This is a genomic window from Tunicatimonas sp. (assembly GCF_049647865.1).
Lineage (GTDB): Bacteria > Bacteroidota > Bacteroidia > Cytophagales > Cyclobacteriaceae > Tunicatimonas.
The window spans coordinates 1-13,988 of the sequence record NZ_JBARYM010000636.1 but is presented as its reverse complement, the minus strand read 5'-3'; the positions used below and the strand labels follow the sequence as shown (position 1 = coordinate 13,988).

Below are 13,988 nucleotides of genomic sequence, written 5' to 3'. Positions count from 1 at the left end.
GCCCCAGACTGATTATCTCGGACATTACCCAAATCGCTCGGCGCAAGATATTTACTAGAATTTACGCAACAAATATTATTTTTAACTAGAATGTCTTTTAAGTGTGATTCTATCTAACTAATGGGAAGTACGAATCAAAACACCTCTTTTTGGCTTAGAAAGGGGGAAATTTGTTGTTTGAGCATAGCGACCGGGCCGCCAGAGCGGTTTCAAATTCTTCTGGATTTTTGCCTACCTTTCATTAATGGAAAATCAAAAATTTAAAAAAAGCTTCAAGAAATTTCATTGTATGCTCATAAAACCATCGTGCTTTCTTTGCTCTATGTCTTTTTACCCACCCTCCGTATAATTCTTGTAAATTGCCTTGTATCTATTCCTGCAAATGCAAGGCGCAGAAGCCCTCCGGCAGATAGTCAATCCAGCGGGGCGGTTGGCGTTCCGACAGCAGTTGTTTACTCATTTCGTAGTGAATCTACGGGATTTGCGAGAGCCGCCTGCCAAGACCGAACCCCCACTGTAAGTAGAGCTAGCAACGATGCGAATAATAGCGTAGCTACAAATACAAACAGACCAACATCTACCCGATAAGCAAAATCAGCGAGCCAACCTTGAGCAAAATACCAAGCCATAGGCGCAGCAATAGCGAAGCTAATAACAATTAGGCCTACGAACTCCCGGGAAAACAACGCGATTATCTGGGTTACGGTAGCTCCTAATACTTTCCGAATACCAATTTCTTTCACTCGCTGATGGGTAGTAAAGGAAACTAATCCTAACAAGCCCAAACAGCTAATGAAAATGGCTAGTCCGGTAGCCACGTTGATTAGTTTGGCCGTGCGCCGCTCGGTTTCGTAAAAGCTGGCAATGGTGTCATCATAAAACTTATAATTAAACGGTTGATTAGGATAAAACTTTTTGTAAGCTTGTTCTATTTGGGCTAAAGACTGCTGTATCGCTGAGGCTTGTTGGTTGTTAGCTAGGCGAATATTAAAACTGGTGAAGTTCCTCTTCTCGGAAATTAAAGCGAGAGGACTTATTTTTTTGTGCAGCGGACCGTCATGAAAATCAGCTACCACCCCTACTATTGGAATCATCTTATTACTATGATATTGAATAAGCTCACCAACCGCTTCAGAGGGTTCACTAAACCCAAAAGCTTTAGCTGCCGTTTCGTTTATTACTAATTCGCCAATCGTATCGCTGAGGTAGTAATTACGCCCCGCCAATAGTTCCATTTCGTAAGTCTCTATAAAGCTAGTATCGGCAAACTTTTTACTTAAATTAACTTCAACCTTCGACGTATCGGTTAGATAGCTGACCACCTGAGAACTTCCTCCTTCGTTAGCCGGGCGCGTATTGCTTAAGCTTATGGCCGATACACTACTGATTTTCTGAAGTTCTTCCGCCAGTAAAAAGCGGTTCTGCGTAGTGTCGCGCCACCAGTGCGAAGATGAAAAATACACCACCGCATCTTCGTTAAACCCCATATCTTTGTTAAGCAGATAGTGCAGTTGACTTCCAACGATCAGCGTTCCTAGAATGAATGCTTGGGCAATAGCAAATTGAAATATGATTAACGTTTTTCGGAAATAGGCTTTCCGGGTAGTTCCTGCGGTTTGAACGACTTGGTTCTTCAACGCAAACACCGGAGAATAGGCCGACAGTACCCAGGCGGGATAGGTTCCTGCCAATAAACTTACTACACTGATGATCGCCAGCAATACCAACCAACCTTTGCCTTCTATGAGTACGTTTAACGACAAATCCGGTGGCAAGCTTTCGGCAAAGTAGTCCATCCCAAATTTTGCTACCAGAATAGCCAATCCGCCAGCGATTAACGTAATTATAAAAGTTTCACCTAAAAACTGTTGAACAAGCTGCTGGCGACTACTGCCCAGTACTTTTCGTACTCCTACCTCCCGGGAGCGCAGTACCGCTCGAGCTGTTTCCAGATTGATAAAATTGGCTGAAGCAATTAATAGTAAAAATAAAGCCACCACCACTAATCCGTAGAGTGTTGGCTTATGAGCCACTCTTTGATTATTCATTGCATATTCAGTACTGAAGTGAACATCTGAAAAAGGTTGCAAATTGAATTTTCGCTGAAAAGCTCGCTCCCCTTCACTCAAGTATTTCTCCAACAGATTCGGGAATTGCCGTTCAATATCTTCCGGGTGAGTTTCTTCCGATAATTTGACAAACGCTAAAGATCTGTCAGTAATAGTCATCCAACTTTCTAAATCATAGCTTCCTGCTAATTGCTCATTTGCCCATAGGGTTGCAAAGGAAAGATAGTCGGTGAAAGGAAAGTCGGTGTTATCATCGTTGTCAGCTAAAACGCCGGATACTACAAAATTTATGGAATCGTAGTACATAACAGTTTGCCCAATAGCTTCTTGATCACCAAAGTATTTCCTGGCTTGGCTTTCGGTGAGCACTACTTGGTACGGTTGGGAAAGCGATTGTTCAGGGCTACCTACTTTCCATTCAATGCCGGAAAATATCTCAAAGTAATCTGGTTCGGCAATTACTATGTTCTCCTGCTCACCTAAATTAGAGCCGTCTGTGAGCTTGATTTCCTTAGGATGCACATTATGGAAAGCTGCTACAGTTTCTATTCCAGTAAAATCTTCTCGAATAGCGTGAGGAACTGGGGCTGATATACCTCCTGTATAGGTCCAATCATCGGCAAATTTCATTTGAGAAGTAATGCGGTAAATCCGGTCACTATCAGCATGGTGGCGGTCGTAGCTGAATTCGTGCTGCACCGTTAGGGAAATAACCAGGCAAGCGGCTGTTCCTATTGCTAAACCAAATACATTAATGGCAGTATGTAGTTTACTCCTCTGTATTTGTCGCCAGGCGGTTAAAAAATAGTTACGAAGCATCGCTAAAGAATAGTTAGGTGGTGTATAGTACTTTCTTTTAATAGTAAATGATCGGAAGAATTTTACTGTATGAAATAGATACAGCCAATTTGCCCGCCGTTCTCCGTATCTCTTCACCCATTCTCTGTACAGCTCCTGTAAATCACCCTGTACTTCCTCTAGCAAGTGTGGGGCACAGAAGCCTTCCAACAGTTTATCAATCCAGCGAGGTGGGCTTGGAGTAGGCGGTTTCATATCGTTTTCCATTGAAGAGCTTGCGCGGGTATCTGCTGCCACAACTGTTCGCGCGTCTGTTGAATATCGTGGAGAATACGGCTGCCGGCGGGGGTCACTGTGAAGAAGCGTTTTCGTCGTCCGCCTCGCTCGGCGGTAGCTCCTCCCATGCGGGAATTGACAAAGCCTTTGTCGGAGAGACGATGCAGGGTGGAGTGGATTGCACTAATGCTGATATTGCGTCCGGTTTGGGCTTTGATCTCGTGGGTGATCGCCACCCCGTAGGCTTGGTCGTAGAGCAGGGCTACCGTAAGCAATACTACTTCTTCCAATTCGCCGATATAAGTCTTTCGCATATTTCAATTGTTGGCTAAGTGCTCGGGGTGGGGAGCAAGAGTATGTATTTCAAACGCTCTGCGCCCAGCTCCAAGCCCCTCGCCCCTTTATTACTTCATATTACGTAGAACAAATCTCTTGCCAAGGCTCAGAATAGCTTCTGCGATAGAATTTGGAAATATTAAGTGTGCACGACCGGACAAAGCTGTACGCAGCCGGACACATTATTCGAATAAGAATGATTAAAAAATTACAGCTCCTATCCCAACTCCAACTCGGTAAGTAACTCCATCAAATCCGTGGTCGCGCACTTCTTGATGAGCCAAAGGAGCCACTGATTCGGTATTAATCCAGCTTCGCTTGATAATAGGACCGGCAAATACGTCGAGGAAAAGAATATTATGACGAGAGAATATCTTCATGCCGATCAGACCAATCACTTCCAGGCTATTAATCGTCTCTTGCTGATCCACAAAACCGTAGCGAAACAAGGTAGAACCATTCTCAGCAAACGGAGTAGGTTCGTAGTTGACATAATCGAGCGTAACCCGGTGATAGCCCAACCCAAAAGCTAGATAGAACTTAGACGGTTTTTGTTCTAAAAAGCGCAGGGTATACTTGTCTAGTACTTCCAAGCCGAATCCGTCTACTCGCGTTTCACCGTAGTCGTCTGGTCGTGTAACACTGGAAGGAATGCCACTGAAACTGTAGCGGTTGGAGTTACCTGCGTACCAGTAGGGCGAAATAGTAAGTCGGTGTAGTTGTTTCCCTCTTACAATTGGCTTCTCCCAGTCAATTCGAATAGCCTGACGAAAGAGGTACTGCGGTACTACGGAAATGGAGTTGTGGTAGTAGCGCAAACTATCACGCTCGTCATGTTCCTGCGCGGTGCCGTACGTATTTATTAAAACGAGTAGCACCCCCGCCAGTAGTGCCTTCATCATAGAACAGGTATAAACGGTAGTTGACTGGCTAACACAATCGTATCTTCGGAATAGCGGTACTGATACAGCCCATCGCTGCCAATCACCATTAGATAGTCACGATAGGGAATTACGTCATTAGCCTCAATACGAAAGTGGTACTTCTGCACTAGACTATCCACGTTGCTGATGTCAAACACCTTTAGTCCATCGTCACAAACGAACAGTTCGTTACCGTCTACTCCTAAGCCTTTAGGATGGGTCATCGGATATGTCCGCTGCAAGAATGGACTACGCAAATCGCTAATATCTACAATATCCAACTGATCGGTAAATCGGCCGCATACATTTTGGATAGACCGTAGGGTCACGTAGGCGTAGCGCTCATCAGCTACTACTGGGTCGCAGCTTACTACGTGAATATAGTTAGAGAGAAACTGCGGTTGCGTAGGCTGAGTGATGCTGTAGATAAACATACCACCCTGCGAACCAATAAAAAGATTGTCTAAGCGGGGAAAAATAGTTTCGATCTGTGCCCCTACCGAAACCTGATTTACTTTTCGGGGTTGATTGACATCGCTTACATCATACACGTGCAAATCATTCCGATCAACGGTATACAGATGATCGCCCCGAATGGCAAAGCGTGCTAGTGAGCCACCCTGCCCAGTACCGTCGCCAAAATCGGCAGCTACATCGCTAGAGTCTTCGCAGGAAAAAAACAAGCAGGATAATCCTAAGAAGAGAAAGTAAATAATCCGGTTCATAATTGAATGTTTAATGGTGGCCGCCACGCGGTTCGATTGTTAAATTGCTAAATGTCCTAGGATTCATACTCTGCGCCAAGCCCCCAGCTTCTCGCTTCTTACCTTTTCACATCTCACATTTCTCATTTCCGCTCTACTATTTTCTCCATTCTATGATGACTAGGTCTTCGGAACGGCTCCGGTAGGTTTCGGGTACCTCACCTAAGTCAGGCGGAAGGAGGACGGGAAAAGCGTTGCGTACTCTAGATATTTCTTGCACGTCGGTAGGATTAGAAATATCGATACCAATCAGGTCAGTGGCATTATCGGCAAACAATGTAGTACCCTTTACGGCCATATCCACACAACCCGGAATACGGATGAAGCCCATATTAATAGGGCTTTCGGGTATTTCGTTATCAATGACGTGGATACCCTCAAATTTCTCGCTAACAAATAGGTACCGTCCATAAGCGTAAATCTTCCCAGCATCCTGAATGTCGCGAGCCGGTAGCTGACCAATGGCGGCTTCCATTTGGCTCCGCTCCATCATAATGGGCGAATACGTGGTGTAAGCTGGGGCAAGGGGTTCACCAATATCAATGAAGCCAGGGCAACTGGTTAGCAGCAGTAAGCTACCGAATAGCATAAATCTGATCATAGCGATGGAGTTGAAAGTAGTTGGTGCTATGAAGACCCTAACACAATTAATATGGTTGGAAAGCGGAGGAAAATTTTTAGTAAAAAGGATTCACTAGGACTATAGCCTGCCTTTGCAAAGCTTATGTGAATTTATTTCCATTCCCCGGTAAAAAAGTCGCCTATCACTTTTAGAAAAACATCTGACCAAACGGAACCCCTGTCATAGACACCCGCCGGAGTGTGTCCCGCATTAGGCACCACCCACAGATACGATTTGGGAATAGCCTGATAAGATTTAACTGGAATATCTAATGAATAAAACCGGTCTCGGTCGCCGTGAATAATTAAGGTGGGACAGGTAATGGTAGATAACTGAGCGGATGTAAAATTTACTTCATTGGAGTCAGCAAGCGCGTGAAGCTGACCGATTAAGTTTCTTATTTGGGCTTCGCCGCCCGGATGGTGGGGTTCCATATGTTCCCGCCAGGCATCATAAGTAATGTTCTTGAAAGCGGCTCGAGTACTTTCGGGTAAGTAGGAGGTTCCCGACACCAGAATCATGTCCGAGATACGAGTAGTATCCATAATAGCCATATGTGTCAAGATTATTGCGCCTGCACTTTGTCCCATCGCCTGAAAGCGATCTATCTTTAAATGATTTATGAGGCCGTACATATCGTCAGCCGCCACCGCCGCTGTATAAACCCCCGATGGATTGGTTGAGTTGCCATGCCCCCGCAGATCAGGAATAATCAGAAAGTGCTGTTTAGCTAAATCTTCAATCCATGCGCCCCAGGCCTTGTGGCTAAGCGAGAAACCGTGGAGCAGCAGCAATGGCTCGCCTTCGCCGTAGGTTTCGTAGTAGATTTTTGCTCCGTTCGTTTCAACGTACTTGCCGGGCTGAGCGTAGAGTGTGGTACAAAGCAAAAAAGTGCTGAATAATACGGTTAGTCTCTTCATTGGTAGGTTATTGGGTATATTACAACCAAAATAAGTACAAACCATGAGTTTTGGAAGTAGATATTGACCTTTCAACCATTCTCTCGAGAGGCTACTAGACTTAAAGTCCCAACTCTTACCAAAAGTAAATAGGTAGATAGAATCGGTGACCTTACTTTTTTCCAAAGACTCAAATACCTATTTTGGCCAGCGAGAAGAACGATTCCTACCTAATTGATCAACCACCTAATGTCTGCATTTAAATTGAGACAATTATTTATCGGCGTACCCTGCTTATTAGCGGCGCTGTTGCTTACTTCGTTAGATATAAACAAAAACAAAAGTCAGGAGGCACCGAAACCCAACGTAGTGCTCATCTTTCTGGATGACGGGGCCTTCGATGATTTTGCTCCGTTTGGAACCCCTCGCTATCCCACTCCCCATGTGCAAACCCTAGCCCAAGAAGGACGAAGCTTCTATAACTTCTACGTGCCCCAGGCAGTATGCTCGGCCTCTCGGGCAGCGCTATTAACTGGCTGCTATCCGGGGCGGACCCAGGTGTTTGGAGCGCACGGACCGAATGCCCGAGGATTAGATACCAAGTTTGCCACGATGGGAGAAGTACTACAGCAGAATGGTTATAAGACAGCGGCATTCGGTAAATGGCACATTGGCGATCAAGAAGAAACTCGCCCGCACAACCGAGGCTTCAACGAAACCTGCGGCCTGATGTACTCCAACGATATGTGGCTGCATCATCCGGAAAACCCGGACTACTGGGGGCAGTGGCCGCTACAGTACTGGGAAAACGGCGAGGTAACTATTGATACGGTACAGATTGAAGACCAGAAGATGCTGACCACTTGGTACACCGAGCAAGCGGTTAATTTTATTAAGAATAATAAGGATGAACCCTTCTTCGTGTACGTGCCTCACTCTATGCCCCACGCCCCCATCTTTTGTAGCGATAAATTTGCGGGAAAATCCGGCACCGGACTATACGGCGATGTGATGATGGAGATTGACTGGTCGGTCGGTCAGATTCATCAGGCGGTCAAGGATCAAGGACTGGAAGATAATACCCTGTTTATATTCATCGCTTCAGATAATGGTCCCTGGCTGAGCTACGGCGACCACGCCGGTATCACTCGCTTCCGCGAGGGTAAAGGCACTACTTTCGATGGGGGACTACGCAACCCCTGCATTATCAAGTACCCGGGTAACATTGACTCAAACACAATCTCTCACCACGCCTTTAGTTCTATTGATGTGCTGCCCACTATCTGCCATTTAACTGGTACAAAACTGCCAGAAAATACTGTTGATGGTAAGAATGTATGGGACTTGATTACTCATCAGGAGGATGCGGAGAATCCCCATGATTATTACCCCTTCACCAATGGTAAGGAGTTTCAGGGAATAATTTCTGGTGATGGCAAGTGGAAACTACATTTACCCCATGAGTACCGCACCGTAGCGAAGGGAGGCAAAGACGGCATGCCTGGAAAATATGTGCAGGCAAAAATTGATACTGCTCTGTTCGATTTGGTGCACGATCCTTACGAGAAGAGTAATGCGTTAGCAATCTACCCCGATGTTGCCCAACAGATGATTGAGTACGCCGAAAAGCATAAGAAAATGTTCTTCTCGGAGTAGACACTTTATATTATACTGAATTATAAAATTAAAGAAGGACTTCTGCGTAAGTAGCACTCTTCTTCATTAGCTACCAACTGCCCGAAGCTCCCCCTCCACCAAAGGAGCCGCCGCCGCCAGAAAAACCTCCCCCTCCGGAGAAGCCTCCTCCTCCTCCCCAGCCCCCACCGCTGAAGGTACCTCCACCGGGAATAATGACCGTACGATTGCGGCGCAGCCGAGGAACACTATAGCGACGTGATTCAGTATGGTCGCAATTCTTACAAGCGTACTTTCGAGCTCCCTGCCCCGAGTGGGAGTAGGTTGCCGAGCGCAGCATCTGACTTTTAGCTAAATAAAATGTGATATAACTACAGTTAGGGCACTTGCTGTAGCGATGGTTAAAGGTATTTTTGTAGGCAACAATGGATACATCATCCGGTTGGTCAGAAGACCACACGTCGTAATCTACCGAGCCAATCTGCTCTTCAATTTGCTGACCTCGATCCAGATGAACGTCCTCTTCCTTCTCGCTGAGCTTACGCATCTCCAGCCCAGTCTTTTTACTCTTCCGGGGAGCATTACGGCGACGCTTACGGAGCACAAACAATCCGGAGAAGAAAGCAAAAATGGCTAGCACAATACTAGTAAAGCTAAAGCCGGGGCCATCCTCCCGAGCGGTCACTGGCTCACTGAAGTCTTCAATACCTTCAATCTGCGCTAGTATGGCATTTGTACCTGCCACAATACCCTGTTCATAATCATTAGCCCGAAAATAAGGCACAACTACTTCTCGGATAATTCGTCCCGAGGTGGCATCCGTCAGGTAGGGTTCCAGTCCGTAGCCCACTTCAATCCGTAGTTGGCGGTCGCCGGGTACCACCAGAAACAGTACGCCGTTCTCTCGCTCTTCTTGGCCTAGCTTCCACTGTTCTACGGTTCGTATTGAAAACTCTTCCAATGACCCGCCCTCCAGGCTGTTAATTGTGAGAATAGCAATCTGGTTAGAAGTGCGCTCTTCATGGTCGCGCAACCGGGCTTCTAATTCTTCTTCAGTGGTATAGGATAATACGTTGGCGTAGTCGTTCACTCGAGCTGATAATGGAGGAACTTCTTGAGCCAGTGCCGTACTGGAAAGCCCTAGCAATAGACTAACAATTAGGTAGACAGATAGCATTGTTATTCGGGCATTCCAGTAGACAAGACTCGCCTTCTGAAAAGAAGTACTAAAAAAAATATTGTTAAGATGGCTGGATACAATCATTATACGGTCTGATCAATAGAATTCCCAATGGGAGATTACTTGTTAATTCGTACTTCGTCGGTTAGTTTGTTGTCATCGTCAATAGGTTTATGCACTCCGCTGGCTTCCAGTATTTCTCCGCAGGCTGCAATAGCTTGGCAGATACTTTCGGTGGTGCGCCCTTGCTTTAGTCCTACAGTAAGCTGTTTTACAACATCGCTCCAGCTATTTTCATCTACCAACTCCGCAATGCCTACATCAGCTAAGATTACCGCCTGATGCTCAAAGAAACTCACGTAGACCAGAATGCCCGTTCGGGGTTCAGTTAAGTGTACATCGTGGTCAAAGAACATATTCTTAGCCTGATCAAGCACCCGCGCTTCCAGTAGCTGTTTGCTTAGGAATAGTCGTTTGAATGGCCAGGAAGAAACTACCAGGGTCATGCCCATTAATCCCGCAGTTAATGTAATAAGTAGCCACAAATAAGGCGGCATAAAAAGAAGCAGATCAGTGGTAAGAAAAAGTATGGTTAATACCAACGCAGCAAGTGCAGCAAATACAGCTCCGGCTCGCCACAGCGCAATCTCGTAGAAAGACGATTGTTTGGCTAGCACCGGAACAATTTCTCCCCCAGTGCGGGTTTCAGCTTGCTGTACGGCTTTCTCTATCTCACGTAAATCCTTTTTGGTCAATTGGGCAGGTTGCATAATTGGTAGTGATTATTGACGAATGATCAATGGTTATAACGCATTAACCATCACTCATTAAAATTTACACTAGGTGGTTCGGCATTTGCGGGGTCGGTAGAGAAGTATTCTTTAGTATCAAACCCCAGTAGGTTGTTCGGAAAGCGGCGCGCTTTGGCATTGTAGTTTTGCACTGACTCGTTAAAACGACGGCGTTCGGTCGAGATACGGTTTTCTGTTCCCTCTAGCTGGTTTTGCAAATCACGAAAGTTTTCAGTAGCAGTTAACGTAGGGTACTGCTCCGCCACGGCAATCAGCCGACTTAATGAACCGCCCAGGTTCTCCTGCGCTTGAGCGTACTCGGCCAGTTTTCCGGCATCATCCAGATCGTCTACATCAATTTGAATGGAAGTGGCGGCCGCCCGGGCTTCTACTACTTCGCGCAGGGTTTCCCGCTCGTAATCAGCCGCTCCCTCTACCGTTTCTACCAAATTCGGAATGAGGTCAGCCCGGCGTTGGTACTGATTTTCTACTTGCGCCCAAGAACTGTTCACGCCTTCTTCCAGCCCTACCATGCTATTGTAGATATTGAAGTATCCGGCAATGAGCAAAATAGCTACGCCACCAATAATTCCCCACTTGGTAAATTTGTTACTACGACTTTTCTGTTCATTGTTATTGCTAAGCACCCGTCGTTTATTATTTAGTTCGGTTTTGAGTTGCATCACCCCGGGGTGGGCGGGCTTGATACTTAATGTTCGGTTGATGTAGTACTCAGCTCGATCGTAGTCATTACTGCGATTATAGCGGTTTCCCCGAAACAGAAAGGCTTTCGCGGCGAGGTGATTAGCTTCGGCACTATGGGGCATTAGGGAGGCAGCGTTTTCTAACTCGTTGGCCGCATCCTCATAGTTTTGAGCGTTTAAATAGGCCGTTCCTCGTTGCAAATGCTGCTGCGCTCGCTCTTGTGATTGTTGCCAGGCCGACTCGGTAAGGCCAGCGTCCAGCGCAATATCCTTAAGTTCTTTTTGAGTAAATTGATGTTCCTCTTGGCTACCGTACTGAATTTCCATCAGCTTTTTCAGGTAGTCTTCCAGGGCTTGGTCAGATTGAGCCATGTTCAAAAAAATTAGGTATGTTTGGTAGTACTATTGGTATAATCTTTTGAAAAGATAAAAAAGTAAGTTAAGTTTTCCACCTACAACAACCAATCTAAAATACTTATGTTTCGTTTGCTTCTCCTCAATACATATTCTAGCTCTCAATTTGCGTGAGGAGAGCGAGACAGGTCACCCGCTTTAAATTCGTCTGACTTTACGCCGACTTGAGTGCAATTTGCTTTCAAAAGCCTTTATGTGTTCTCGGAACTCATCCATGAGCTTCGCAACGAAATCCTTGCGACTTGCAGCATTATGAAGTTCGTAAATTGTTGTTGGATTCAATTCTTGGAAGCTGCTTATGTACCGAGAGCCAATCCAGCCTAGCCAGTAGAAGTCAGGGTAACTATCAGACGACTTGAAATCAGCATTGATCCCCTTGAAGATTAATGAGAGTTTGCTAAACTCATCATCAGAAAGCAATAAAGCATTTTTGTCAATTTTAAATCCAAAATAGAAGGGTGGATCTTCACCAACATCGCAAATAATTCGGTGCTGGTTATCTACTAGTACTATATCCTTAGGGCATTGGGTTTTCACTTCTTCCCAGAACTCGCGTTTAATCTCTTCAAGTAGCATTGCGTACGCTTCACAGATGCGTTGAGCACTGATGAAACTGTTTTCATTCTGGCATAAAGTGTTTTTAATCTCGCTGTTCATCTGATCGTAGCTGGATTGTTGGGTTAATTGCTCAATAAGAATACGGTACTGCCTAATGGTTTCTTGCACAATAGGCGGGTTCTCTTCTCCCGCACAGGCGGTTAGCCATTTACGTATAGTTTCACGGTAAGAAATAAGAAAGTAATCTTTTTTAGCAGTGAGATTACCCTTACTATTTATGCTCGCATCGTTACCTTCCAAAGTTAGGTACAGTAGTATTGCGTCAGAATCGTAATTCTTGTACCTGACTAATTGGTTCTGTTGATCTACTGCATCAATCTTATTCTCAATAAGAATCCGCTTACCGCATTCATCGGTGATAACGATATCAATCCGCCCCCCGGAAAAGGCATCTTCGGTTATGGGGCCGACAAATTTTTCTACTTCTACTGCGGCCAACTGAGTCTTAAACGTTTCAGTGGGAATAGCCGAATCAGAGAGCACGGAAAAGAACATCCGAAGAAATAAGTCTCCTCTGCCGTGCGAACCCTGCGGGTTAAGTAATTCAGCAATCAGGGTTGAGTGTAACTGGACTTCCTTCGTTTCCACCCGCAGTAAACGGAAAATATTGAAGTTCTCTCCAGTTTTTTTTGCCTCCTGCTCGTACTGCTTAATAACTTCTGAAACCAGGGATAGTATGTGAGGTATTTCCAATGCTGAAATTTGTTAATTCTCTAAGGTGGGTTGAAAATAAATATTAAAGCGTAACCATCCTGTAAAAATTATAGGTCAAAGGAAAACAATTTACCATCGTCAATAATTTAATGGATGAAAGCCTACATTATTTAATAACTCGTTCATAAGAATTACTTAAGTAGACAATTTCGGCGTTAGCACTTCCGCGATCGTCTCATATTTTTCCTTTAATAAACTTTCTTTTTCCTTCAATTGACCTTCAGCCTCTTCAATTAGTTTATATATAGATCTTTTTTTGAAAAATTTTATAGAAAATCCTACACCATAAACAGCAAAAGGCAATAAGAAGTAATAATTATTGAACTCTTCAATGTTTGAGAAGAGTCCAACGAATGACCATAGAAAATAAACGCCAATACAAATCACAAAGGCAATTCCAGAAATGATTAAGTATTTATAGCTACTAATACTATGATAACTTTCTATCATCTTCTCAATAATATCTTTGTCTTCCTGAAGGTTATGCTCAATTAAACTATCAGAGTTATTTCTAACAGATTCGGCCAGTATTATTGAAGTGCCAACTAGATCTTTATATCTAAATAACTTATCGTAGACTAAGTCTATGCTTTTGTAGTAAGCCTTGCTATCCTTTTTTCTTTGGAAAAAGTTGAATATTGATTTATAGATCGCCTCAATAAAACTATTTTTCTCACTATTTTTATTTTGCTTTAGTGTACTAACAGTTGCTGAAAGATGTTGAACCTTTGCAGGCACCCCCTTCATTGCTATAACAGGAATCATTAACTCAATGAAATTTAGAGAACAGTTGGTAGCCTGGGTCAGTAGACCAATAAGTTCTTTTTTATTCTGCTGAGACTCTTTGATTAGCTCTGCCTGGGTAACGAATAGCAGAGATTGTATAAGCAAGCCCGAGTCTTTGCGAAGTAACTTGATTTCATGATCAGAACTCGCGAGCTCCATTCCGTGTAAAAGATGCTGTAATACAGTGTCTACACAAGTAGTAAGTTGGGAAGGGTCTTTTAGTACTTGTAAAACTTCAAGTTGAGCATTTAAAGCAAAACTAAGTGCGCCGTCAACTTCTCTAGTTAAAGTCTGAATAATAGAAGTAAGTTCAAAACCTGTATCTCCCTTTTTTTCAACTTTTGAAATCATTTTCACTTCATTTAAATAATTACAACATTTTTATTGAGACCGCATTGTATCCCCTCAATTATCATGAAAAAATTGAGGGAAATAATACTCATTAACTCTAGCGATAAT

The 13,988-nt window shown here is 44.3% G+C and carries 12 protein-coding genes; 1 reads left to right on the top strand and 11 read right to left on the bottom strand.

The features are described from left to right. Positions 1-452: 452 nt before the first annotated feature. From WBA23_RS18705 to WBA23_RS18680, 6 genes are all read right to left on the bottom strand, one after another. Entirely contained in the window at positions 453-3,134 is a 2,682-nt protein-coding gene (locus tag WBA23_RS18705) for an ABC transporter permease (protein WP_424583803.1), read from the bottom strand. Then, positions 3,119-3,457 (bottom strand): PadR family transcriptional regulator, encoded by a 339-nt coding sequence (locus WBA23_RS18700; protein WP_424583802.1) that lies wholly within the window; start codon positions 3,455-3,457, stop codon positions 3,119-3,121. The genes WBA23_RS18705 and WBA23_RS18700 overlap by 16 nt, the downstream gene beginning before the upstream one ends. A 222-nt stretch (positions 3,458-3,679) precedes the next feature. Further along, complete coding sequence (locus tag WBA23_RS18695) at positions 3,680-4,381, bottom strand: hypothetical protein (RefSeq protein WP_424583801.1); 702 nt, start codon at positions 4,379-4,381, stop codon at positions 3,680-3,682. Continuing rightward, positions 4,378-5,127, bottom strand: coding sequence for an LVIVD repeat-containing protein (locus tag WBA23_RS18690; RefSeq protein WP_424583800.1), 750 nt, complete (start codon positions 5,125-5,127; stop codon positions 4,378-4,380). Before WBA23_RS18690 ends, WBA23_RS18695 begins: the two co-directional genes overlap by 4 nt. A gap of 136 nt (positions 5,128-5,263) precedes the next feature. Next, positions 5,264-5,767 (bottom strand): hypothetical protein, encoded by a 504-nt coding sequence (locus WBA23_RS18685; protein ID WP_424583799.1) that lies wholly within the window; start codon positions 5,765-5,767, stop codon positions 5,264-5,266. Between the two features lie 131 nt (positions 5,768-5,898). Beyond that, positions 5,899-6,708 carry an alpha/beta fold hydrolase gene (locus tag WBA23_RS18680; protein WP_424583798.1) on the bottom strand — a complete coding sequence of 270 codons (810 nt, stop codon included), beginning with the start codon at positions 6,706-6,708 and terminating at the stop codon, positions 5,899-5,901. A 228-nt stretch (positions 6,709-6,936) separates the two neighbouring features. On the opposite strand from WBA23_RS18680, the gene WBA23_RS18675 reads away from it, so the two are divergent. Further along, a complete protein-coding gene (locus WBA23_RS18675) occupies positions 6,937-8,343 on the top strand; it encodes a sulfatase family protein (RefSeq protein ID WP_424583797.1) in 1,407 nt (468 codons plus the stop codon). 70 nt (positions 8,344-8,413) lie between these two features. On the opposite strand, the gene WBA23_RS18670 is transcribed toward WBA23_RS18675, so the two are convergent. The 5 genes from WBA23_RS18670 to WBA23_RS18650 all read right to left on the bottom strand — a co-directional run bounded on the left by WBA23_RS18670 (position 8,414) and on the right by WBA23_RS18650 (position 13,880). Continuing rightward, complete coding sequence (locus WBA23_RS18670) at positions 8,414-9,499, bottom strand: TPM domain-containing protein (protein WP_424583796.1); 1,086 nt, start codon at positions 9,497-9,499, stop codon at positions 8,414-8,416. A 122-nt stretch (positions 9,500-9,621) separates the two neighbouring features. Next, on the bottom strand, positions 9,622-10,272 hold the full coding sequence (locus WBA23_RS18665) for a TPM domain-containing protein (RefSeq protein WP_424583795.1): 651 nt from the start codon (positions 10,270-10,272) through the stop codon (positions 9,622-9,624). Positions 10,273-10,322: 50 nt separating this feature from the next. Further along, positions 10,323-11,369 (bottom strand): LemA family protein, encoded by a 1,047-nt coding sequence (locus WBA23_RS18660; protein ID WP_424583794.1) that lies wholly within the window; start codon positions 11,367-11,369, stop codon positions 10,323-10,325. A 180-nt stretch (positions 11,370-11,549) separates the two neighbouring features. Beyond that, positions 11,550-12,722, bottom strand: a complete 1,173-nt coding sequence (locus tag WBA23_RS18655; RefSeq protein WP_424583793.1) for a PD-(D/E)XK nuclease family protein — start codon at positions 12,720-12,722, stop codon at positions 11,550-11,552. Positions 12,723-12,878: 156 nt separating this feature from the next. Beyond that, positions 12,879-13,880, bottom strand: coding sequence for a hypothetical protein (locus WBA23_RS18650; RefSeq protein ID WP_424583792.1), 1,002 nt, complete (start codon positions 13,878-13,880; stop codon positions 12,879-12,881). Between the last annotated feature and the right edge of the window lie 108 nt (positions 13,881-13,988).